The sequence below is a fragment of the Acuticoccus mangrovi genome (assembly GCF_016411865.1).
Taxonomy (GTDB): Bacteria; Pseudomonadota; Alphaproteobacteria; order Rhizobiales; family Amorphaceae; genus Acuticoccus; species Acuticoccus mangrovi.
Genome location: NZ_JAEKJA010000023.1, coordinates 36,949 through 57,882, shown reverse-complemented (window position 1 = coordinate 57,882; position 20,934 = coordinate 36,949). Strand labels below are relative to the sequence as shown.

Annotated in this window: 18 protein-coding genes; 6 read left to right on the top strand and 12 right to left on the bottom strand. The window is 69.6% G+C overall.

What is annotated here, in order from left to right:
- Positions 1-3: 3 nt before the first annotated feature.
- Complete coding sequence (locus JCR33_RS20505) at positions 4-954, top strand: hydroxymethylglutaryl-CoA lyase (protein ID WP_198883995.1); 951 nt, start codon at positions 4-6, stop codon at positions 952-954.
- On the opposite strand, the gene JCR33_RS20500 is transcribed toward JCR33_RS20505, so the two are convergent.
- The 9 genes from JCR33_RS20500 to JCR33_RS20460 form a co-directional block, all read right to left on the bottom strand.
- Positions 951-2,366 (bottom strand): amidase, encoded by a 1,416-nt coding sequence (locus JCR33_RS20500; protein WP_198883994.1) that lies wholly within the window; start codon positions 2,364-2,366, stop codon positions 951-953. The two genes, JCR33_RS20505 and JCR33_RS20500, sit on opposite strands and share 4 nt — an antisense overlap.
- Positions 2,367-2,376: 10 nt before the next feature.
- Positions 2,377-2,898 (bottom strand): formaldehyde-activating enzyme, encoded by a 522-nt coding sequence (fae, locus tag JCR33_RS20495; protein ID WP_198883993.1) that lies wholly within the window; start codon positions 2,896-2,898, stop codon positions 2,377-2,379.
- A 19-nt stretch (positions 2,899-2,917) separates the two neighbouring features.
- A complete protein-coding gene (locus JCR33_RS20490) occupies positions 2,918-3,763 on the bottom strand; it encodes an urease accessory protein UreD (protein ID WP_198883992.1) in 846 nt (281 codons plus the stop codon).
- Positions 3,760-4,410: an urease accessory protein UreG gene (ureG, locus tag JCR33_RS20485; protein WP_198883991.1), complete on the bottom strand. Its 651-nt coding sequence runs from the start codon at positions 4,408-4,410 to the stop codon at positions 3,760-3,762. Before ureG ends, JCR33_RS20490 begins: the two co-directional genes overlap by 4 nt.
- Positions 4,407-6,113: an urease subunit alpha gene (gene ureC, locus JCR33_RS20480; protein ID WP_198883990.1), complete on the bottom strand. Its 1,707-nt coding sequence runs from the start codon at positions 6,111-6,113 to the stop codon at positions 4,407-4,409. The genes ureG and ureC overlap by 4 nt, the downstream gene beginning before the upstream one ends.
- A 2-nt stretch (positions 6,114-6,115) precedes the next feature.
- Positions 6,116-6,811 carry an urease subunit beta gene (gene ureB / locus JCR33_RS20475; protein ID WP_198883989.1) on the bottom strand — a complete coding sequence of 232 codons (696 nt, stop codon included), beginning with the start codon at positions 6,809-6,811 and terminating at the stop codon, positions 6,116-6,118.
- A gap of 30 nt (positions 6,812-6,841) precedes the next feature.
- Entirely contained in the window at positions 6,842-7,534 is a 693-nt protein-coding gene (locus JCR33_RS20470; RefSeq protein ID WP_198883988.1) for an urease accessory UreF family protein, read from the bottom strand.
- On the bottom strand, positions 7,515-7,991 hold the full coding sequence (locus tag JCR33_RS20465) for an urease accessory protein UreE (protein WP_211110464.1): 477 nt from the start codon (positions 7,989-7,991) through the stop codon (positions 7,515-7,517). The genes JCR33_RS20470 and JCR33_RS20465 overlap by 20 nt, the downstream gene beginning before the upstream one ends.
- Positions 7,992-8,072: 81 nt before the next feature.
- Positions 8,073-8,753 (bottom strand): helix-turn-helix domain-containing protein, encoded by a 681-nt coding sequence (locus JCR33_RS20460; RefSeq protein WP_198883986.1) that lies wholly within the window; start codon positions 8,751-8,753, stop codon positions 8,073-8,075.
- 296 nt (positions 8,754-9,049) lie between these two features.
- Between JCR33_RS20460 and JCR33_RS20455 the strand changes: the two genes are divergently transcribed.
- The 5 genes from JCR33_RS20455 (at position 9,050) to JCR33_RS20435 (ending at position 17,236) form a co-directional block, all read left to right on the top strand.
- Positions 9,050-10,246, top strand: coding sequence for a diaminopropionate ammonia-lyase (locus JCR33_RS20455; RefSeq protein ID WP_198883985.1), 1,197 nt, complete (start codon positions 9,050-9,052; stop codon positions 10,244-10,246).
- Between the two features lie 61 nt (positions 10,247-10,307).
- On the top strand, positions 10,308-12,353 hold the full coding sequence (locus JCR33_RS20450) for a hydantoinase/oxoprolinase family protein (protein WP_332461240.1): 2,046 nt from the start codon (positions 10,308-10,310) through the stop codon (positions 12,351-12,353).
- Positions 12,350-14,065: a hydantoinase B/oxoprolinase family protein gene (locus tag JCR33_RS20445; protein ID WP_198883983.1), complete on the top strand. Its 1,716-nt coding sequence runs from the start codon at positions 12,350-12,352 to the stop codon at positions 14,063-14,065. The genes JCR33_RS20450 and JCR33_RS20445 overlap by 4 nt, the downstream gene beginning before the upstream one ends.
- The gene (locus JCR33_RS20440; RefSeq protein ID WP_198883982.1) at positions 14,062-15,231 is read left to right on the top strand and encodes an NAD(P)/FAD-dependent oxidoreductase; all 1,170 of its coding nucleotides are present in this window, start codon (positions 14,062-14,064) and stop codon (positions 15,229-15,231) included. Before JCR33_RS20445 ends, JCR33_RS20440 begins: the two co-directional genes overlap by 4 nt.
- Positions 15,232-15,295: 64 nt before the next feature.
- Positions 15,296-17,236 (top strand): primary-amine oxidase, encoded by a 1,941-nt coding sequence (locus JCR33_RS20435; RefSeq protein ID WP_198883981.1) that lies wholly within the window; start codon positions 15,296-15,298, stop codon positions 17,234-17,236.
- Between the two features lie 118 nt (positions 17,237-17,354).
- On the opposite strand, the gene JCR33_RS20430 is transcribed toward JCR33_RS20435, so the two are convergent.
- The 3 genes from JCR33_RS20430 to JCR33_RS20420 form a co-directional block, all read right to left on the bottom strand.
- Positions 17,355-18,950, bottom strand: a complete 1,596-nt coding sequence (locus tag JCR33_RS20430) for a gamma-glutamyltransferase family protein (RefSeq protein WP_198883980.1) — start codon at positions 18,948-18,950, stop codon at positions 17,355-17,357.
- 153 nt (positions 18,951-19,103) lie between these two features.
- Positions 19,104-20,408 (bottom strand): TRAP transporter large permease, encoded by a 1,305-nt coding sequence (locus JCR33_RS20425; protein ID WP_211110463.1) that lies wholly within the window; start codon positions 20,406-20,408, stop codon positions 19,104-19,106.
- Positions 20,409-20,447: 39 nt separating this feature from the next.
- Positions 20,448-20,918 carry a TRAP transporter small permease gene (locus JCR33_RS20420; protein ID WP_232372728.1) on the bottom strand — a complete coding sequence of 157 codons (471 nt, stop codon included), beginning with the start codon at positions 20,916-20,918 and terminating at the stop codon, positions 20,448-20,450.
- Positions 20,919-20,934: the final 16 nt, after the last annotated feature.

Genomic DNA, 20,934 nt, shown 5'->3' with positions numbered 1-20,934 from the left:
GCCATGAATGAGCCCGATCAACGGACGGTTACGCTTCTGGAGGTCGCCCCGCGCGATGGATTCCAGTCCATCCGCGAACCGCTTCCGACCGGCGAGAAGATCGCCATCATCGAGATGCTGGTCGACGCGGGCGTGAGCCGCATGGAGCTCGGCTCCTTCGTCAGCCCCAAGGCGATCCCGCAGATGGCCGACATGGCCGAGATCGCCGCCCACTTCCGCGGCGAGACGGACTGCCGCATGTCCGTCCTCATCCCCAACGTGAAGGGGGCGCTGCTCGCCCTCCAGAACGGCTTTTCCGATCTCGTCTTCGTCCTCTCGGTGTCGGAGGCGCACAACCGCAACAACGTGCGCCAGAGCGTCGCCCAGTCGCTCGACCAGCTCCGCGACGTGGTGCGGGAAACGTCGGGCTCCGACGTGGCGCTGCGCGTCGACCTCGCCACCTCGTTCGACTGCCCATTCGACGGGACGGTCCCTCTCGACGACGTCCGCCGCGTGTTCGCCGAAGCGATCACCATCGCGCCCGACGCCGAGTTCGCCCTCTGCGACACTACGGGACGGGCCGACCCGATGACCGTCGGACGGCGCTTCAAGACGATGATGGCCGAGGCGCCCGACACGACGGTATGGGCCTTTCACGGCCATGACACCTTCGGCATGGGCGTCGCCAACGCGCTCTACGCCTACGAGGCGGGTGTCGGCATCATCGAGAGCGCCGCGGCCGGTCTCGGCGGCTGCCCGTTCGCGCCGGGCGCCACCGGCAACACGGCGACCGAGGACCTCCACTTCGCCTTCGAGGAGGGCGGCGTCGCGACGGGCATCGACCGGGCGATATTGCTCGAGGCGGCCGACCGCATTGCCGCGCTTCCGGGCGGCAAGACGGCGAGCCACCTGCGCGAGGTGCCCCGCGGCCGCGCGATCGCCTCGCGCCCGGAAGGCAACCGAGACGCCGCCTAGGCCGGCGCGATCGGCGGGCGCGCCTCGGAGCGCAACGGCAAGGTCGCGGCCTCATAGGCCGCGGCGACCGACAGCAGCGCCATGTCGGCGAAGCGCTCGCCGACGAGCTGGATCCCGACGGGAAGCCCGTCGGAGCTGACGCCGCAGGGCACGGAGACGGCCGGCCAGCCGAGCGCGGTGAACGGCCCCGTGTAGCGCCAGCGCAGAGCGTCCCCCGGCTCGGGTCCGTCCGCGATCGGGCTTGCACGGTGCGGCGTCGTCGGCGTCGCAATCACGTCGACGGACGCGAACACCGGCGCCAATTCCGCCGTGATCCGTTCGATGTCGGCGTGGGCGCGGGCGATCTCCGCCGGACCGTGCCTGCCTCCGCGCGCGATGAAGTCCCGCACGGAGGGCCCGAACGTCTCGGGCCGCGCGGCGTGGGCCTCGGCGTGGAAGGCCGCCGCCTCGGCCTGGGCGATCACCGACTGGGCGCCGTTCAGCGCCTCCATGCCGGCAAGCTCGATGGGGTCGACGCGGGCGCCGAGCGCGCCGAGGACTTCGATCGCCGCATCGAACGCGGCGCGTACCTCCGCCTCGCAGCCGTCGAAGAAGAAGTGCCGCGGCACGCCGACCCTCACCCCGTCGAGGCTCGATCGCGGCGCGAAGCCCGCTTGCCACCCCGCCGGCGCGCGGCTCGCCGGATCGCGCGCGTCGAGACCGCCCAGAACGGAGAGGAGAAGCGCCGCGTCGCCCACGGTGCGGGTCATCGGCCCGACATGGTCGAGCGTCTCAGACAGCGGCATCGCGCCGTACCGGCTGACGAGCCCGAACGTCGGCTTGAGGCCGACGAGGCCCGTCACCGCGGCGGGCTGCCGGATCGAGACGCCCGTGTCCGTGCCGATGGCGGCGAGGGCGAAACCCGCCGCGACCGCCGCCGCCGAGCCTCCGCTCGACCCGCCCGCATGACGGTCGAGCGCCCACGGATTGTGGACCTGGCCGAAATGGGGATTGGCGTTGAACGAGCCGAAGGCGAACTCGTCGAGGTTGGTGTAGCCGATGATGATGGCGCCCGCCGCCTCGAGCCGCTCCACCACCGCGGCGTCCGCACCCGCCGGCCCCTTGATGAAGTGCGGCGATCCGAACGTCGTCGCCCGCTCGCGCGTGGTGAAGAGGTCCTTGATGGCGATCGGCAGGCCGTGGAGGGCGCCGACCGGGTCGCCGCTGCGCCGCTCTCGCGCCGCCCTGCGCGCATCGCGGCGCGCCCCCTCGGCGCGCACGGCGATGAAGGCGTTGATTGCCGGCTCGTATGCCTCGATGCGTGCCAGACACTCCTCGACGAGGCGTTCCGGATCGAGCGCGCCGGCCTCGAGCGCCGCACGCGCCGCCGTGAGCGACAGGAACGGTGCGTCGCCGGCACCAATCGAGATCACCCGCTCCTCCTCACGTCTCACCCGAATAGAACGGGTTCGCCGCGGACGCCGCCGCCGCGTCCCGCACCGTCTGCGCCGGCGGGTCGAACGCATTGAGGAGCGCCGCCTTGATCGCGAGGCGATTGTTCGCCTCCACCTTCTGCGGGTCGTCCGCAAGAGGGTTGACCCAGACCGCCGCGACGACGACCCAGTTCTCGGCGGCGTCCGGCGGCAAGATGCCCTCCGCGAGCGCCTCGTGGACGCCGCGCGCGACGCCGGCCTGCGCCGGACCCCAGGTCATGCGGGCGATCTCTGGCGTCACCGTCGCGACCTTGTTCACGAACAGCGTGTCGGGCTTCACCATCACGTTGGGCCGCAACACCGCCATGAAGGAGACGTGATCACGGCTCGGGGACGCGAGACTCTGCGCTATCGTGGCGCCCAACTCCTCCCGCCGGCCGACCATCACGTTGGGATGGGCGTTGTTCGGCACGTCCCCCACGAACGCCTCTCCGATCCGCACCGGCAACCCCTCCATACGCACGCGTAACATTCTCAAGCGCTAAGGATATTTATCGAGAACCATCAAAGTGCTCAAGCACGATGCGCTCGAGGATGTGGGCAGCGGCCGCGTCGAGCGCCGCCTCCAGCAGGCCGCCGTCGCGCGCCGCGATCCGAACGACGAAGCCGGCCCCGCCACGCAGCGGGCTCGCCCCGCAATAGATCCCCTTCTCGGCGCCCAGCAGATCGACGACGCTCAGATGCAGACCGCGATCCGCCAACGCCTCGCAGAAGGCGAAGACGTAGAGCGAGCCGAACGCCGCGAACGGCCCGTTGACGCCGGCGACCGGCGCCGCCATCGCGCTCCCGTGCGTTGCGCTCCGGTCGCGCAGGATCAAGCTGCCGTCGGGTCCGAAGAGGGCGACGTCGTTCCGATAGGCCGCGAAGGTGCCGGAGCTGCCCTGCGGCACATGGGCGAGAAAGCCGTCGCGGACCATCACCAGCGACGTCGCGTCGATGCCGACCCGGATCTCTTGGGAAAACCGGCTGCCCGGAAAGAGGATCTGAAGCCGCGGCAGGTAGGCGAGGATGCTTTCAGAGCGCGCATCGAGCGTCATGGACTGGACGGCGCCGGGACCGTCGCGGGCGGCGTGCACCACCGTCGCCGCCGTCGTCTCCACGCAGATCCGCGCCGCCTCCCCCGCGCGGACGATCCCAGCGATGCGCTCGCCCCCATAAGCCCCGCCGGAAGCCGATTGCAGCGGCGCCGTGACGAACCCCGCCGCCCCCTCGTGCAGCGGGCCGAGAGAATAGGGATAGCGGACGATCCGGCGCACCGGCGCGGTCCGCCCGCCGCGGCCGGTCACGCTCAGGTCGAGCTGCGGGCGATGGGTGGCGCCGATCGCCCCGACCGTCACGCCTCGGCCGCGCCGGGCTGAAGCACGTCGGCGAAGAGCACCTCGCGGCGGATGGCATCGACGACGGCATCGATCCCCTCCCCGGTTCGGCAACTCGTGCCGATGAGCGGCCGTCCGTCACGCACCTGCGTCGCCTCGGCCATCATCCGCGCAAGGTCAACGTCTACTTGCGCATGGAGGTCCACCTTGTTGATCACGAGGAGGTCGCACTGGATGACGCCCGGCCCCCGCTTGCGCGGAATGTCGTCGCCGCCGGCAACGTCGATCACGAAGATCCAATAGTCCACGAGGTCCAGCGAGAAGGTGGACGCCAGATTGTCCCCGCCGCTCTCGATCAGGATGAGATCGAGCATGGGAAACCGCCGATCGAGCGCGTCGGCGGCCTCCATGTTCAAGGTGGGGTCCTCGCGGATGACGGTGTGGGGGCACGCCCCCGCCTCCACCGCCACAACGCGCGCCGGATCGATGAGGCGCTTCTCGCGCAAGCGCCGCGCGTCTTCGTCGGTTACGAGATCGTTGGTGATCACCGCGACTTCGACGCCGAGAGCCCCGAAACGCGGCAGCATCCGTTCAAGGAGCGCCGTCTTGCCGCATCCGACCGGACCGCCGATCCCGACGCGCGCGGCACCCTTCCCGCTCACACTCATCGCAGCATGTACTTTCTGTTGAGGGGAACGACCGGCGCCGGATCGCAGATCAGGAGCTGCCCGTCGGCGCGCACCTCGAACGTCTCCGTGTCGACCTCGATATGAGGCATCGCGTCGTTGCGCACCATGTCGCGCTTGCCGAGACGGCGCACCGAGCGGATCGGCAGCATCCGCTTCGCGACGCCGAGCCGACGCGCCACGTCGTTGTCGATCGCGAGCTTGGAGGCGAAGGTCACGCCGAGATGCGTCTTCGCCCTGCCGAGCGCCGCCCACATCGGGCGGTGGACGAACGGCTCGGAGCCCACCAGACTGCCGTTGCCGTCGCCCATCGCGGCCCAGGCGATGAAGCCCGACTTGATGACGTGCGACGGCTTCACCCCGAAGGAGCGCCTCGGCCACACGACGAGGTCGGCCATCTTGCCCGCCTCGATCGAGCCGACGTGCTCGTCGATGCCGCATGCGATGGCCGGGTTGATGGTGAGCTTTGCCACATAGCGCTTGATGCGCTCGTTGTCGGCGTCGGCCGTCGTCTCCTCGGCGAGGCGACCGACGCGCGCCTTCATCACGCTCGCGAGCTGCCAGCACCGGGCGACGTTCTCGGCGAGCCGCCCCATCCCCTGGGTGTCGGTGGCGAAGATCGAGATCGCCCCGAGATCGTGAAGGAAATCCTCCGCCGCCATGGTCTGCGGGCGGATGCGGGATTCGGCGAAGTGCACGTCCTCGGCGAGGCGGTAGTTGAGGCGGTGGCCGATCATCGTCATCGGCACGCCCTCGTCGAGCGCGTAGGCGGTGAAGGGGTTGGTCGGATTGGTCGACGACGGCAGGACGTTCGGATAGGCGTTGACGACGAGCTGATCGGGAGCGTGGCCACCGCCGGCCCCCTCGACATGGTACATGTGCACCACGCGCCCGCCGATCACGGCCATGGTGTCTTCACAGAAGCCGAACTCGTTGATGGAATCGGTGTGCACCTTGACCGAGAAGTCGTTGGCGTCCGCCGCCCGCAGCGTCGCATCGATGACCGCCGGCTGGGCGCCGAAATCCTCGTGGATCTTCACCCCCAGCGCGCCGCCGGCGACGGATTCCTCGACCGCGCCGACATCCGACGACGCGCGCCCCAGGAAGCCGAAATTGAGGCAGTAGGCGTCGGCCGCGCGGATGATCATGCCGACGGAGTTCGGGCCGGCGCAGCTGATGTCGAAGTTCGGCCCGATCCCCATGCCGACCATCGTGGTGGTGCCGCCGGCAAGGGCGTGATCGCACTGCTGGGGGGACGAGAAGTGCGCGTGCACCTCGATGGCACCGGCGGTCACGATGCTGTCCTCGCCCGGCAGCACGGCGGTGTTCGGCCCGGTGCGCAGCTGCGGCGAGACCCCGTCCATGATGTCCGGATTGCCGGCCTTGCCGATCCCGACGATCGTCCCGTCTCGGATGCCGATGTCGGCCTTCACGATGCCGGCGACGGCATCGATGATCGTCGCGTTGGTGATCACGAGGTCGAGCGCGCCGTCGGCATAGGTGGCGCGCGCTTGGAACCCCTCCCCGTCGCGCAGCGACTTGCCGGCCCCCGCGGTCAGCTCGTCGCCATAGCGAGTGAAATCGTGCTCGATCTCGGCGAGGAGCGTCGTGTCGCCGAGCCGCACCCGATCACCCGTCGTCGGCCCGTAGATCGAGGCGTAGTGGGCGCGCGTCAGGACGGTCATCGTCAGGCGCCCCGGTAGCCGCGCGCGCGAGCGGCCGCAAGCGCTTCAGCGCGGACGCCGTCACGCCGCGTCGAGCCCTGGGTGAGGCCGGCTTCGCCGTGGACCTCGCCCGTTCCGCCGAGGGGAACGAGGGTCACGCTCTTGCGCAAGCCCGGCTCGAAGCGCACGCCCACGCCCGAGGGCGCGTCGAGCTTCATGCCGAACGCCTTGGCACGGTCGAAGTCGAGCGCCTTGTTGACCTCGAAGAAGTGGGTGTGGCTGCGCACCTGGATGTCCCGGTCGCCGGTGTTGAGGACGTCGAGCCGAACCCGCTCGCGGCCCGGCAACAGCGCGATCTCGCCCTCCCGGCACAGGATCTCGCCGGGCTGGGGCGGCGCCGGCCCGGCCGCCTCGCCCACGCCGATGGGATCGAACACCACGAGGAGCTTGGTGCCCTCCTCGAAGTTCCCCTCCACCATCACGTGGGGGATCATGCCGGCGACCCCCGGCTCAACGTCGTCGGCGCTCAGAAGCTTGCCGGCCATGTCGACAATCTCGGCATAGGCCATCCCCTTGCGCGCCGCGTGCAGCATCTCGTCGGCGATCAGGGCGACGGCCTCCGGGTGGGACAGGCGGATGCCGTCCCGCCGGTTGCGGCGGGCGAACTCGGCGGCGCTGAAGATGGTGAGGCGCTCGAACTCGGTCGGCGTAAGGTTCACTGGTCTGCCTCTCGATGGGACCCACCGGGGTCAATTGGAGAAAAGGCGGCTCGGACGGGCGTCGTGGCGCATCATCGCGATCTCCGTCAGCGGCGAGAAGGCGGCCGCCTCGTCGAGCGGCGGCGCGGGCCGCGCGAGCGCCGCGGCAAGGGCGGGATGGACGGCGACGAGGGCGGCCTGCGCGTCGAGGTGGCTCACCTTGCCGAGCCGGACCGCGGCCGAGCAGAGGCTCGACAGGACGCCGTAGGCCGCGCAGGCGGCGACCTGACTGATCGCGAGGCCCGACGCGGCGAGCATCGCCCCCTGCACGATCGGCTGATGGCCGGGCAGTCCGTCGCGCTCGACGCGCGTCCTGTAGTCCGCGGCTCCCGCGGTTCCGAGCCGCGCGTGGACGCCGAGAAGCGCCCGTCCGGCCCGCTGCGAGGAGCGACGCTGCAGGTCGCCGACGGTCAGCGCGTCGACCGTCTCGTCGAGCTCTGCGAGCCGATCGGCATCGTCGTGGGCCGCGGCGGCGGCCTCCACGAAAGCCCGATCGAAGGGCAGCCACCGGCCGGTGAGCTGACCCATGAGGAAGGCGCCGAGGTCCCCACGGGCGAAGTGGCCGTCGGCGCAGAGCGTCTCGAGCCCGCCGGAGAAGGCGAAGGCGCCGCTCGGAAACTGCCCGTCGCCAAGCCGCAGACTGGTGAGGAGCCCGAGGACCGCCTCAGCCGACGGGTCGGACACGATCATCCTCGAGCAGCCGCTTCAGCCGCGCCCAATAGGCCTCCTCGTCCCCGTCGACGGCGACGAGGAGGTCGCCGGCCTCGAACCCGACGCGCCAATGGAGGTGGCCGGCGAGATGGCCGAGCTCCAGCGCGGCATCGCGATCGACGGGGCGAAGCCGCAGCCGCCTCTGCTCGCCCACCTTGAGGACGATGGCCCTATCGGCACTGAAATAGAGCACCGCACCGTCGAAGAGGACGGCATCGCGCGGCAGGCTGATAGCAACGTCCGTCCCCCCGTCGGACCGGGCGCGAAAACGGCGGCGTTTGAGGTTGGCGGGCTCGATGAAGACGAACTCCAGCCCGCCCGCATGGACGACCTCGTGCAGCCGTTCGTGCCAGTCGCCCGCCGCGGCATCGCCGAGCACGCGTTCCACGAGGAGCACATCTGCCGGCGCCTCAGACGCAGGCGACGTCATGGGCGGGCGCCGCGCCGCGTCGGACCATCCGCCCCAGAGTGACGGCACGGGCCGTGGTCGGTGGGTGCCATCGCCGTCCCGCTACACCGACTCGTCCGCCAGCGGTTGCACGTTCAGCCGGCCTGCGCGGAAGAAGTCCAGGATATCGTCCTGCATGTGCGCGCGCGGGTCGTAGCAGATCGATAGGATTCGCGCGTCCTCCTCGCTGACGGAGATGAACATGTGCCCCATCGCGCTGTCGAAATAGAGGCTTTCGCCTGCGACGAGCCGCGTCGGCGCATAGAACTCGGTGTACATATCCACGACGCCGGAGAGGACGTAGACGAATTCTTCGCCCTCGTGCTTGTTCCAGTCGTCGAAGTCCTCCGGCTTGCGGGCGAGGACGGTCATTTCGAGCGGGATCATCTCCTTCTTGGACATGTCCGTGGCGTGGGCGCGGTAGATATACTGCGGGCAGCCGAACTCCGACCCGTCGGCCGCGCGGGTGATCGAGCGCCGACCCGGGGCGAACTTCTTGTGATCGGGGTTGATGATCTCCTCGATCGGGATGTCGAGCCCGTCGCAGATGCGCTTGAGCGTGTGGTAGGAGACCGACACCTGCTCGTTCTCGATCTTGGAGAGCGAGGAACTGGCCACCCCCGTCTTCTGGCTCACGGCCGCGAGCGTCATCCCCCGCCCGGTGCGCCAGGAGCGCAGCCGTCGGCCGAGCTGGCCCGCCGATCCGTCGCCCTTCATCCCTGCGGGCGTTTCTTTGCTAGCCATTGGATTCCCCTCTTTCGTTCCCCGACCCTAAAGGAATCTGCTTTCTCTCGAAAGGCGTTTACTGAACGAAACAAGCCTTGGCGCCCGAACTCGTCCCTGCCATGCCGTGTGATTTTCCGTCGCCGCGACCGTACATGGGGTTTTCCATTCATCAAATCAATCGGTTAAAAACCGAAGCGCAACATCTAGGTCGCCTCTCGATCGGAATCACACGCCGGGTGAAACTCGATCCACCATATTGCATGAGAGAAAAATATGTCTATGAATTTAGCGTATAGGAAATAGCCGGAAACCCCATGCCCCTTCCGCGACCGGACATTCATTTCGTGGCGAACGGCCTTCGCCGGACGGCGGCGCCCTATGGTGCACTGAAACGCTACGTCAGTCGTGCCCTCGCCGAGGAGGCCTTTGGCGAGATTTCGGCGTGGCGGGGCTATCGCCCCACACCTTTGATCGATCTGCCGAAGCTCGCCGCCCGGTGCGGCGTTTCGGACATCCGCTGCAAGGACGAAGGGGACCGCTTCGGCATCGGCAGCTTCAAGGCTCTCGGCGGCGCCTATGCCGTGGCGCGGGCGCTGCGCATCGCGGCCGGCGGCGCTTCGCCCGCGTCGATCACCGTCGCCACCGCCTCGGACGGCAACCACGGCCTCTCGGTCGCCTGGGGCGCGCGTCGGGCGGGCTGCCGCTGCGTCGTCTTCCTTCATGCGGGCGTCTCGGCCGGCCGGCAGCGCCTCATCGAGGCCGAGGGCGCGACCGTCGTCCGGGTCGACGGCACCTACGATATGTCCACCGCGACGGCCGCCGCGACGGCGGAGCGGAGCGGCTGGCTCCTCGTCCCCGACACGGCGCCCCAGTTCGACGAGATCCCGCGTGACGTTATGGCCGGCTACGGCACCATGATCCTCGAGCTGCAGGACCAATATGGCCCGCGCTTCGACCCCACCCACGTCTTCCTCCAAGGCGGATGCGGTGGGCTCGCCGCCGCGGTCTGCGGCCTGATGCGCGAGGCGGACAATTCGGCCGAGGCGCCCACCATCGTCGTAGTCGAGCCCGACAAGGCGGACTGCCTCTACCGCTCCGCTCTCGCCGGCACGCCGGTCGTCGCCGATGGAGCGCTCGACACGGTGATGAGCGGCCTCTCCGTCGGCGAGGTCTCGGCCCTCGCATGGCCGGTGCTCGCCGAAGGGGTGGACGTCTTCATGACCATTCCCGACGAGATGGCGGTCTGGTCGATGCAGGCGATCACCGCCGGCGCGTTCGGCGATCCGCCGATCGGGATCGGCGATTCCGGCGTCGCCGGGCTCGCGGGGCTGATCGCCGCCTGCGCGCACCCTGCCGCCCGCGAGACGATGCGTCTCGGTCCCGACAGCCGGGTCCTCGTGATCGCGACCGAAGGCGTCGTCGACCGCGAGAGCACCGCTGAGATCCTCGCCCGCGACCTCCGCGCCGAGGGCTACCCGGCCTCGGCCGAACTCGAACCGATCGGCGCGTGATGGTGACGAGAATGGCGGCCCGATGCGTGCTCGTCGACGCCTCCCGAGGGGGTGCGACGCGGTGAGTTGGACCCTTGGTATCGACGTCGGCGGCACCTTCACCGACGTGTGCGCCTACGAGCCCGCGACGGGCCTCACCCACTACCACAAGCGCCCCTCGACGCCGCAGAACCCGGCCGAGGCGATCCTCGCCGGCATCGCCGAGCTGTGCGAGGCGACGGGGCTTCACCCGCGCGACATCGGCCGCATCGCCCACGGCACCACGGTCGCCACCAACGCGCTCATCGAGCAGCGCCCGTGCCGGGTCGCGCTCGTCACCACCGAGGGGTTCCGCGATCTCCTCGAAATCGGCCGACAGGTCCGCCCGAGCATCTACGATCTCCAGAAGGACAATCCGCCTCCCCTCGTCCCCCGCCATCTGCGCTTCGAGGTCGCCGAGCGGGTGACGCGCGGCGGTCGGATCGTCCGCCCGCTCGAAGCTGAGGAAGTCGACCGCGTCGCCGCGGCGGTCGCCGCCGCCGAGCCGGACGCCGTCGCCGTCTGCCTCCTCTTCTCCTACCTCACGGACGCGCACGAGCAGCGCCTCGGCGAGGCCCTGCGCCGCGCGATGCCGGGCATCGAGATCTCCCTCTCGTGCGAGGTGCGGCCGGAGTTCCGCGAATATGAGCGCCTCTCGACCACCGTTCTCAACGCCTATCTGCAGCCGATCATGAGTGCCTATCTGGGGCGGCTCGAAAGCGGCATCGCCGAGGCGGTCGGGCCGGTGCCGCTCGGCATCAACCAGTCGAGCGGCGGGCTGATCTCGGCCGCCCGCGCCCGCACCTTCCCGATCCGCACCGCGCTGTCGGGGCCGGCGGCGGGCGTCGCCGGCGCCGTCCATCTCACCCGGCAGATCGGCGAGCCGAACGCCATCACCCTCGACATCGGCGGCACCAGCTCCGACGTCGCCCTGTTGCGTGGCTTCGCCGCCAACACCGTCCACGAGCGCTGGGTCGAGGGCTATCCGGTCCGCATGCCCTCGGTCGACATCGACGCGATCGGCGCCGGCGGCGGCTCCATCGCCTGGGTCGACACCGACGGGCTCGTCAAGGTCGGCCCGCGCAGCGCCGGCGCCGTTCCGGGCCCCGCCTGCTACGGACGTGGCGGCACCCAGCCGACTGTCAGCGACGCCAACCTCGTGCTCGGCCGGCTCTCCGCGGGCGGCCTCCTGAGCGGCAGCATGCCGATGCAGGTGGAGGCGGCCGACGCCGTCATCGGCGAGCTCGCCGCGGCGACCGGCCTCTCGCCGGAGTGGACGGCGCTCGGCATCATCGACATCGCCGTCGCCAACATGGTGCGCGGCATCCGCGCGATCTCCGTCGAGCGTGGCCACGATCCGCGCGACTTCACCCTCATCGCCTATGGCGGCGCCGGGCCGCTCCATGCCGCTTCCGTCGCGCGGGCGCTCGGCATCCGCAAGATCATGGTGCCGCGTCATCCGGGCCTCCTGTGCGCCCAAGGCCTGATCGTCGCCGATCAGCTCGAGCACTTCGTGCGCACCGTCCACCTCCCGCTCGACGATCGGCTCGGCGACGCGCTCGCTCCCGTCCTCACGGAGCTGCGGGCGGAGGCGGGCGCATGGTTCGCCGCCCAGGACGTCGCCGCGGGCGACGCCCGCACCGAGGCCACCCTCGAGATGCGCTATCTGGGGCAGAATTTCGAGCTCGCGGTCCCCTACCCCGACGACGGCGCGGCCGACCGCGCGGCGCTCGAGGCGGCCTTTTCCACGGCGCACGACGAGGCCTACGGCTTCCACAACCCGGGCGCACCGATCGAGATCACCAGCGTGCGGATCGCCGCCTCGGGCCGCCACCACCGCGACGTCGACCCGGTCCACACCGAGCCCGGGGCGACGGCGCCGCCGACACCGATCGCGACGCGGCCCGTCTGGTTCGACCGGTCCGGCGCCGTCGAAACGGTGATCTACGACCGCGCCCGCCTCGCCCACGGCCACCGGATCGTCGGGCCGGCCATCATCGACCAGCTCGACACCACCACCGTGATCTTTCCGCGGGACGTCGCCACCGTCGACCTCCGCCACAACCTCCTGATCGAGGTGAGCGCATGAGCCGGCCGCCCGAACTCGCCCCCGAGACGCAGCTCGACCCCATCACGCTGGAAGTCATCCTGAGCGGCCTGCGCTCGGTGACCGACGAGACGTACATCGCGCTGATGAAGAGCGCCTTCTCCACCAACATCAAGGAGCGCAACGACCACTCCACCGCGCTGATCGACCCGGCGGGCCGGATGATCTCGCTGTGCGAGCGCTCGCAGCCGATCCACCTCAGCTCGATGCTCGGCCTGACCGGCGCGCTGCTGCGCAAGTATGACCTCGACGCCTTCCGGCCCGGCGACATCTTCGTCTCCAACGACCCCTACACCGCCGACGGCTCGCACCTGCCCGACATCAACTTCTCGATGCCGGTCTTCGTCGACGGCGAGCTGCTCTGCTTCATGTGCAACATCGCCCACCATGCCGACATCGGCGGCATGGCGCCCGGGTCGATGTCCGGCGGCATGACCGAGATCTACCAGGAAGGGCTGCGCATTCCGCCCGTGCGCCTCTTCGCCGAGGGCCGCATGGTCGAGGACCTCTTCGAGGTGCTGCTCCTCAACGCCCGCGTGCCGGACGAGCGGCGCGGCGACTACTATGCGCAGATCGCCTCCTGCAAGCTCGGCGAGCGGCGCATCCAGGAGCTTGCGGCAACCCACGGGCGCGCCCGCCTCGCCGCCGCCTTCGATCAGCTCATCGCGCGCACCCACGCCCGCATGCTGAAGGCGATCGCCAACGTGCCGCCCGGCGACTACGTCTTTAAGGACGTGATGGACGACGACGGCTTCGGCGCCCAGTCGATGCCGATCGCCATCAAGGTCACCGTCGGCGATCCAGCCCTCGAGGGCCGCATCCGCTGCGACTTCGCCGGCTCCTCGCCGGCCGTCCTCGGCAACATCAACGTGCCCTTCCGCGCCCTCCAGTCGTCCGTCGTCTACGCGATGCGCGCCCTCCTCGATCCGGACGTTCCGAGCAACCAGGGCATGCTCGACGCGATCGAGATCGACGCCCCGGCGGGCTCCATCCTGAACGCGGCCTTCCCCGCCGCCGTCGCCGGCCGCGCCAACACCTGCCAGCGCGTCATCGACGTGGTGCTCGGCGCGCTCGCCCCGGCGCTCCCCGACCGCGCCGTCGGGGCGGCCAACGGGGCGAACACCGCCGTCATCTTCTCCGGCACCGACGGCGAGACCGGCCGGAGCTACGTCTATCTGGAGACGGTGGGCGGCGGCTTCGGCGGCCGCGCCACCAAGGACGGCAAGGACGGGGTTCAGGTGCACCTCATCAACACCTCGAACCTGCCGGTGGAGGCCATCGAGACGGAATATCCGTTGCTGGTGGAGGCTTACGGCTTCGTGCCGGATTCGGGTGGCGCCGGGACCCATCGGGGCGGCCTCGGCCTGCGCCGCGTGGTCCGCCCCGTCGGCCACACCACGGTGTTCACCGGCCAGGGCGAGCGCTTCCTCAACCCGCCATGGGGCGTCTTCGGCGGCGCGCCGGGAGGCACCGGCGGCTTCAAGCTGCGGGAGGCCGACGGGACCGTCCACGACATGCCGACGAAGCCCGGCCTGACGCCGATCACTCCGCAACAGGCCCTCATCGTGGAGACGGCGGGTGCCGGCGGCTACGGCCCGCCCGAACAGCGCTCCCCCGCAGAGCGCGCCGAGGATCTCGGCTCGGAGAAATTCACCGCCAACTTCATGGCCAAGCACTACGGCAAGGATAAATGAGCGATTCTGCAACGACGGTCGGCACGGCCGGCGGACCAGAAAAGGTCCTTATCGTGGGCGCCGGCATCATGGGGCTCAGCATCGCCTGGGCGCTTGCCCGGCAAGGACTGTCCGTCGAGGTCTTCGACCAGGGGCCGATCCCGAACCCCGTCAGCTCCTCCCACGACGAGCACCGCATCAACCGTCACGCCTACGGCAAACTCACCGGCTACGCGCGGATGATGCCGCAGGCCTTCAAGGCGTGGGACGCGATGTGGGCCGATCTCGGCGTCAGCCATTTCGAAGCGACCGGCGGCGTCTACGTGCTGCGCCACGAGGATGGCTGGTACGAATCGACGAAAGAGCAGCTCGGCGAGCTCGGCGTCCCGTTCAACGACCTCGCCCTCGACGAGGTCGTCGCGCACTATCCGATGCTGCGGCCCGACGGCATCGAGCGGGCGGTCTTCGTCGGCGGCTCCGGTCTCCTCTTTCCGACGCGCATCCTCACCGACCTCGTCGTCCATCTGAGCGAGCTCGGCGTGCGCTTCCATGCCCGCAGCAAGGTGAGCGAGGTGGATCCCGAACGCGGCACCGTCACGACCGCCGCCGACACCTTTTCCGGCGACGCCGTGGTCGTCGCCGCGGGTGCCTGGGTCGGCCGCCTGGTTCCGAGCTTCGCCGCGAGCGTGACGCCGTCGCGCCAGGCCGTGCTCTATCTCGCGCCGCCACCTGAGATGGCGAAGGCCTGGCGCACCGCGCCGGTGATCGTGGTGCGCGAGAAGGACGCCGGGCTCTACGCGCTGCCGCCACGCCGGGGAACCCGTCTCAAGATCGGCGACCACCGCTTCTCGCTGACCGGCGACCCCGACGAGGATCGCGCGGCGACGGAGGAGGACATCGCCCCCGTGTGGAACGCCCTCGTGCGCGCCTATCGCGACATGGACGCCTATACGATCATCGATCCCAAGGCGTGCTTCTACACCGTCACCGCGGACGAGACCTTCAAGGTGGCCGCCCTCGGGGGCCGCGGCTGGGCGGTAAGCGCGTGCTCCGGCCACGGCTTCAAGCTCGCGCCGCTGATCGCGTCCGGCACCGCCGCCGCCGTGCGCGGCCTCGTACCGAGCGAGGACGTCTCGGACTGGGCCGCCGCGCGGGCGCCGCACCGGCTCAAGCTGTTCGACGAGTAGTGAGGCTGCGGCGACGATGGGGCGCCCGACCCATCGTCCGCCGATTTGATCGAGGAGGCCCGACATGACCGACACCGCTACCGCCCAGCGCGATGCGCTCCATCCGCTGGATCCCCTCACGCCGGCGGAGATCGAGGCGGCGGTCGGGATCATCAAGCGGTCGGGCGAGGTGAGCGGTGACGTCCGCTTCGTCTCCGTCAGCCTCGATGAGCCCGACAAGGCCGCCCTCGCCGCCCACAACGCCGGCGCGAGGGTGCCACGCCGCGCCTTCGTCAACGCGCTCGACATCGGCCGGCAGCACGTCGTGGAGGCGAGCGTCGACCTCGACGCGGGGGTGATCGCGGCGGTGGAGTTCCTGACGGGCGTCCAGCCCGGCATCGTGCTCGAAGAGTTCGTGATGTGCGAGGAGACGGTGAAGGCCGACCCCAAATGGCGCGAAGCGGTCGCCCGCCGCGGCGTCACGGCGTTCGACCGCGTCATCGTCGACCCCTGGTCGGTCGGCGCCTATGGCGACGAGCGCTATCCCGACAAGCGCCTCGCCCGCGCCCTCGCCTACGATCGCGAAAGCGGCGACGACGTCGGCTACGGCCGCCCGATCGAGGGAGTGGTCGCGCTCGTCGACCTCGAGGCGATGGCGGTGCTCGAGGTCATCGAGGACGAGGTGATCCCGCTGCCGCCGAACTCCGGCTACTATACGGCGGCGAGCGTCGGGCCGCTCCGGGAGGATCTGAAGCCGCTCGACATCGTCCAGCCCGACGGCCCGAGCTACACGGTCGAGGGCAACGAGGTCGCCTGGCAGCGCTGGCGCTTTCGGATCGGCTTCACCCCGCGCGAAGGCCTCGTCCTTCACAACATCGCCTACGAGGACGAGGGTCGGCTCCGCCCGATCGTGGCGCGCGCCTCGATGTCGGAGATGCTCGTCCCCTACGGCGACCCCGCCCTCACCCAGAACAAGAAGAACGTCTTCGACAACGGCGAGTACGGCGTCGGCCGCATGGCCAACAGCCTGGAGCTCGGCTGCGACTGCCTCGGCACGATCCACTATTTCGACGCCCATCTGTGCGACATGGCCGGCAACCCGCAGACCATCAAGAACGCCGTCTGCATGCACGAGGAGGACTACGGGACGCTGTGGAAGCACACCGACTGGCGCACCCGGCACACCGAGGTCCGGCGCTCGCGGCGGCTCGTCATGTCCTTCTTCGCGACCGTCGGCAACTACGACTACGGCTTCTTCTGGTACTTCTACCAGAGCGGCGACATCCAGCTGGAGCTCAAGCTGACGGGCGTCCTCTCCGTCGGCGCCATCGCGCCCGACACCACGCCGAAATACGGCACCCTCGTCTCGCAGCAGCTCTACGCGCCGATCCACCAGCACCACTTCATCTTCCGTCTCGACATGGACGTCGACGGCGAGGGCAACTCGATCTACGAGGTGAACACGGTGCCGAGCCCCGAGGGGCCGGAAAACCCCTATGGCGCAAGCTTTTATTCCGAAGCGACGCTGCTCGAGAGCGAGAAGGCGGCGGCCCGCGACGCCGACGCGCGCGGCGGGCGCACCTGGGCGGTGGTCAACCCGAACGTGCGCAACGCGCTCGGCCAGCCCACCGGCTACAAGATCTATCCCGGCGCGGACGTCGCCCGCCCGTTCGCCGCCCCCGATTCCAGCGTGATGAAGCGGGGTGGCTTCATCGCCCACACGCTGTGGACCACCGCATACGACCCCAAGGAGCTCTACGCCTCCGGCCCCTACATCAACCAGCATCCCGAGCCGAACGGACTCCACCGCTGGATCGAGCGGGACAAGCCGTTGGAGAACGAGGACCTCGTCGTCTGGTACAACTGCGCGACGCATCACGTTCCGCGGCCGGAGGAATGGCCAGTGATGCCCGTCGCCTATGCGGGGTTCATGCTGAAGCCGTTCGGCTTCTTCGCGCGCAACCCGGCGATGGACGTCCCGCCGCCGGCGCTGCGCCACAGCTGCTGCACCTCGCGCGAGCGCTAGACGCGATTCAATGAACTCGCGTTCACCGAACCTGCTCCAGTTTCCTTGTCTGCGCGCGTTCGGAGCAGAAAACCGGCACCACCTTTCCTAAACGCGCTCCAGCGGGTGCCGGGTCGCGTCAGAACCCGGCGACCACGCCGTCCCGGCGCGGATCGCTCGCCCCGATGAGCACGCCGCGCTCGTGGTCGATCTCGATGACGTGGCCGCCGCCGAGCGAAACGGACGGATAGACGACGGAATGCCCCCGTGCCTCGAGCGCGCGGGCACGCTCCGGCGGATGGATCGCCTCGAGCTCCAAGGAGCCTGACTGGCACAGGCTGCGCGCCCGGTTGAGCGCCTCTTGCGGGTCGAGCCCCTCGGCGAGCATCGAGTGGAGCACCATCGTGTGGCCGACCGGCTGATAGTGACCGCCGACGACGCCGAAGGAGAGGCTCGGCCGACCGCCCTTCATCGCCATCGCCGGGATGATGGTGTGGAGCGGCCGCTTGCCCGGCGCGATGGCGTTCGGGTGCCCGGGCTCCAGCTTGAAGCCGGCCCCCCGGTTCTGCAGCAGGATACCGCTGCGCGGCTCCACCAGCGTGCTGCCGAAATCGGAGAAGATCGAGGAGATCAGGCTCACGGCGAGGCCGTCCCGGTCGACGACGGTGACGTAGCTCGTTTCGGGATGGGCCGGCATCATTTCGGCGACGGACGTGCGCGGGGTGGCGCGGGCGCGGTCGACGCGCGCGGCGAGCCGGGCCGTCGCCTCGGGCGTGAGCCAGCGGTCGACGTCCATCGGCGAGGCGACGGGATCGGCCACAAGCTCATCGCGGATCGCGAAGGCGATCTTGCTCGCCTCGGCGAGGAGGTGGACGCCGTCGGTGCTGTCGAGCGTGCCGTCACCGAGAAGGGCCTCGAGGAGCCCGATGATGATCAGCGCGGCGATTCCCTGGCCGTTCGGCGGGCACTCGTAGACGTCGTGGCCATGGAAGCGCCGCGAGATCGGGTCGACATAGGCGCCGTGGTGATCGGCGAAGTCGGCGAGGTCGTGGGCGCCGCCGAGCGAGCGCAGATAGGCGACGATGTCCTCCGCGACGGGGCCGCGGTAGAAGCCGTCGGACCCCTTCGCGGCGATCGCACGGAAGACCGTCGTAAGGCCCGGCAGGTGATGACGGCTCCCCGCCACCGGAGCGCTGCCGTCGCTGCGCAGATAGAAACGCGATGCGTTGTCCTGGGCAGCGAGCAAGTCGGCGCTCATCGCCCAGTCGTGCGCCACGCGGCGCTGCACGACGTAGCCGTTCTCAGCGTAGCCGATCGCCGGGGCGAGAAGCCGCTCGAGGTCGAGCGAGCCGAAGTCCGCATGGAGCCGGCACCAGGCCTCCACCGCTCCGGGAACAGTGACGGCGTGCGGGCTCGTGCGCGCGATGGCGCCGACGCCCTCGCCGAGGAGCCGGTCGAGCGACAGCCCCATCGGCGCCCGGCCGGACCCGTTGTAGGCGACAGGCACCGCGTCCGGCCGGGCGACGAAGGCGAAGCAGTCCCCGCCGAGCCCGCATTGGGAGGCTTCGACCACGCTCGTCACGGCGATCGCCGCGACGGCCGCGTCGACGGCGTTGCCGCCTTCGCGCAGCACGTCGTAGCCGGCAAACGTCGCCTGCGGCGTCGCCGCCACGACCATCGCCTCGGAGGCGATCACCGATCGCCGGCTCGGCGACTGAAACCATTCATCGCTCACATCAACCACCGTGCGCCAAGCATCGCGAAACTCACTGCCAGCCTCCCGAAATTTTCGAATCAGAAACTAATGTTCCTATCGCGCACATCATGCGGCGAGACACTCCACTCTCCTGTCGACCCGCGGCGCGACATCTTCCGGCCCGCGCGAAGGTCAGAACAGGGCGTCGGGGAGCCACAGGACGAGCTGGGGGAAGGCGACGAGGATCGCCCCGGCGAGACAGGTGAGGAGGAAGAAGGGAAAGGCCGCCTTGGCGAGACGCCCGAGGCTCAGCCGCGTCAGGCCCTGCAGCACGAAGAGATTGAAGCCGATCGGTGGGGTGATCAGCCCGAGCTCCGTCACCACGATGAGGAACACGCCGAACCAGATCGGATCGTAGCCCGCCGCCGTCACCAGCGGCAGGACGATGGGCAGGCTCATCAGCATGATGGAGATGCCGTCGAGGAAGCAGCCCAGAATGATGTAGAAGAGCGCCAGAAGCGCAACGAGCTGCAGCGGCGTGATGTCGAGCGCGCCGATCGCGGTGGCGACGTCCTGCGGCACGTGCATGTAGCCGAGCGCGGCCGACATGAAGCTCGCCGCCGTCATCAGGGTGAGAATCATCGAGGAGGTACGCACGGTGCTCATCAGCGCCTCGATGAAAATCTTGACGGTGAGCTGGCGCGTCACGATCGCCACCACGAGCGTTGCCGCGAGCCCCATCACCGCCGATTCCGACGGCGTCGCGACCCCCGTGTAGATGCTGCCGAGCACGATCACCACGAGGAGCATGATGGGCGCGAGGTCGACGAGACCGCGCAGCCGGTCGCCCCAGGAGGAGGTACCCGCCGCCGGTGCCTTGGACGGATCGAGCCCGCAGCGCAGCGCGATGTAGCCGCTGTAGAGCGCCGCCAGAATGAGGCCGGGAACGACGCCCGCCGCGAACATCTTCGCCACCGACACCTCCGCGATCACGCCGAAGATGATCATGTTGATCGACGGCGGGATCATCAGTCCGAAGGTGCCGGCGCCGGCGAGCGAGCCCAGCGAGAGGTTGCGGTCGTAGCCGCGCTTGTCGAGCTCGCCGATGGTGATCTTGCCGATGGTCGCCGCCGTCGCGACGCTCGAGCCGCTGATCGCCGCGAAGATGGTGCAGCCGCCGACGTTGGCGTGGAGCAGCCGCCCGGGCAGGCGATCGACCCAGGGCGAGAGCCCGCGGAAGAGGCGGCGGGCGATGTCGGTGTGGAAGATCAGCTCGCCCATCAGGATGAAGAGTGGGATCGCCGAAAGCTCCCACGACGAGGCGCTGCGCCACATCACCTGGGACATGATGGCGCCGATCCGCGCGGGGTTCATGTCGACCACGAAGAGGAGGCCGAGCGTGCTCACGAGCAAAAAGGCCGAGAACAGCCAGGCACCGCATCCGAGCAGCACGAACATCGACAGGATGACGAAGGCGGAGCTATCGAGAATATTCAAGGACCATGCTCCCGTGGCGTCCGATCGCGACCGCAGACACTATTGGACGCCAGCCTCCGCCTGCGGATCGGCGCTCGGAGGGATCTGGCGCAGGGCGACGCCGAGCCCGTAGGCGAGGACCTGGAGCCAGAAGACCACGAGGCCGACGAGCATCATCCCCGTCGGGATCCATTGCGGCATGTTGGACATCGTTCCGCTGGTGTAGCCACGCGTGAACTGCCGTTCGACGTTGCCGTAGAAGTAGGAGATGAGAAAGCCCGTGACGGCGAGCGTCGCGAGCACCAGCACGACTTCGAGCACGAGGCGGGCGAGCGGCCAGCGGGAGAGCGGCTGCAACAGCAGGCTCACCCGCAGGATGTCGCCGCGCTCGAACGCATGGCCGAGCGCCAGGAAGCCGATCGCCGCCACCAGGTAGCCGACGATCTCGTTCATCATGAACGTCGACGTCGCGAAGAATGTCCGCAGCACGATCTCGTAGATGATGAAGCCGGCGACGATGAGGACCCCCATCGCCGCCAAGCCCGCG

Coding starts and splice junctions, on each gene's coding strand:
- JCR33_RS20505 (WP_198883995.1), top strand. CDS start 4: ATGAATGAGCCCGATCAACGGACGGTTACGCTTCTGGAGGTCGCCCCG.
- fae (WP_198883993.1), bottom strand. CDS start 2,898: ATGTTACGCGTGCGTATGGAGGGGTTGCCGGTGCGGATCGGAGAGGCG.
- ureG (WP_198883991.1), bottom strand. CDS start 4,410: ATGAGTGTGAGCGGGAAGGGTGCCGCGCGCGTCGGGATCGGCGGTCCG.
- ureC (WP_198883990.1), bottom strand. CDS start 6,113: ATGACCGTCCTGACGCGCGCCCACTACGCCTCGATCTACGGGCCGACG.
- JCR33_RS20465 (WP_211110464.1), bottom strand. CDS start 7,991: ATGACGTCGCCTGCGTCTGAGGCGCCGGCAGATGTGCTCCTCGTGGAA.
- JCR33_RS20460 (WP_198883986.1), bottom strand. CDS start 8,753: ATGGCTAGCAAAGAAACGCCCGCAGGGATGAAGGGCGACGGATCGGCG.
- JCR33_RS20455 (WP_198883985.1), top strand. CDS start 9,050: ATGCCCCTTCCGCGACCGGACATTCATTTCGTGGCGAACGGCCTTCGC.
- JCR33_RS20445 (WP_198883983.1), top strand. CDS start 12,350: ATGAGCCGGCCGCCCGAACTCGCCCCCGAGACGCAGCTCGACCCCATC.
- JCR33_RS20440 (WP_198883982.1), top strand. CDS start 14,062: ATGAGCGATTCTGCAACGACGGTCGGCACGGCCGGCGGACCAGAAAAG.
- JCR33_RS20435 (WP_198883981.1), top strand. CDS start 15,296: ATGACCGACACCGCTACCGCCCAGCGCGATGCGCTCCATCCGCTGGAT.
- JCR33_RS20420 (WP_232372728.1), bottom strand. CDS start 20,918: ATGGGGGTCCTCATCGTCGCCGGCTTCATCATCTACGAGATCGTGCTG.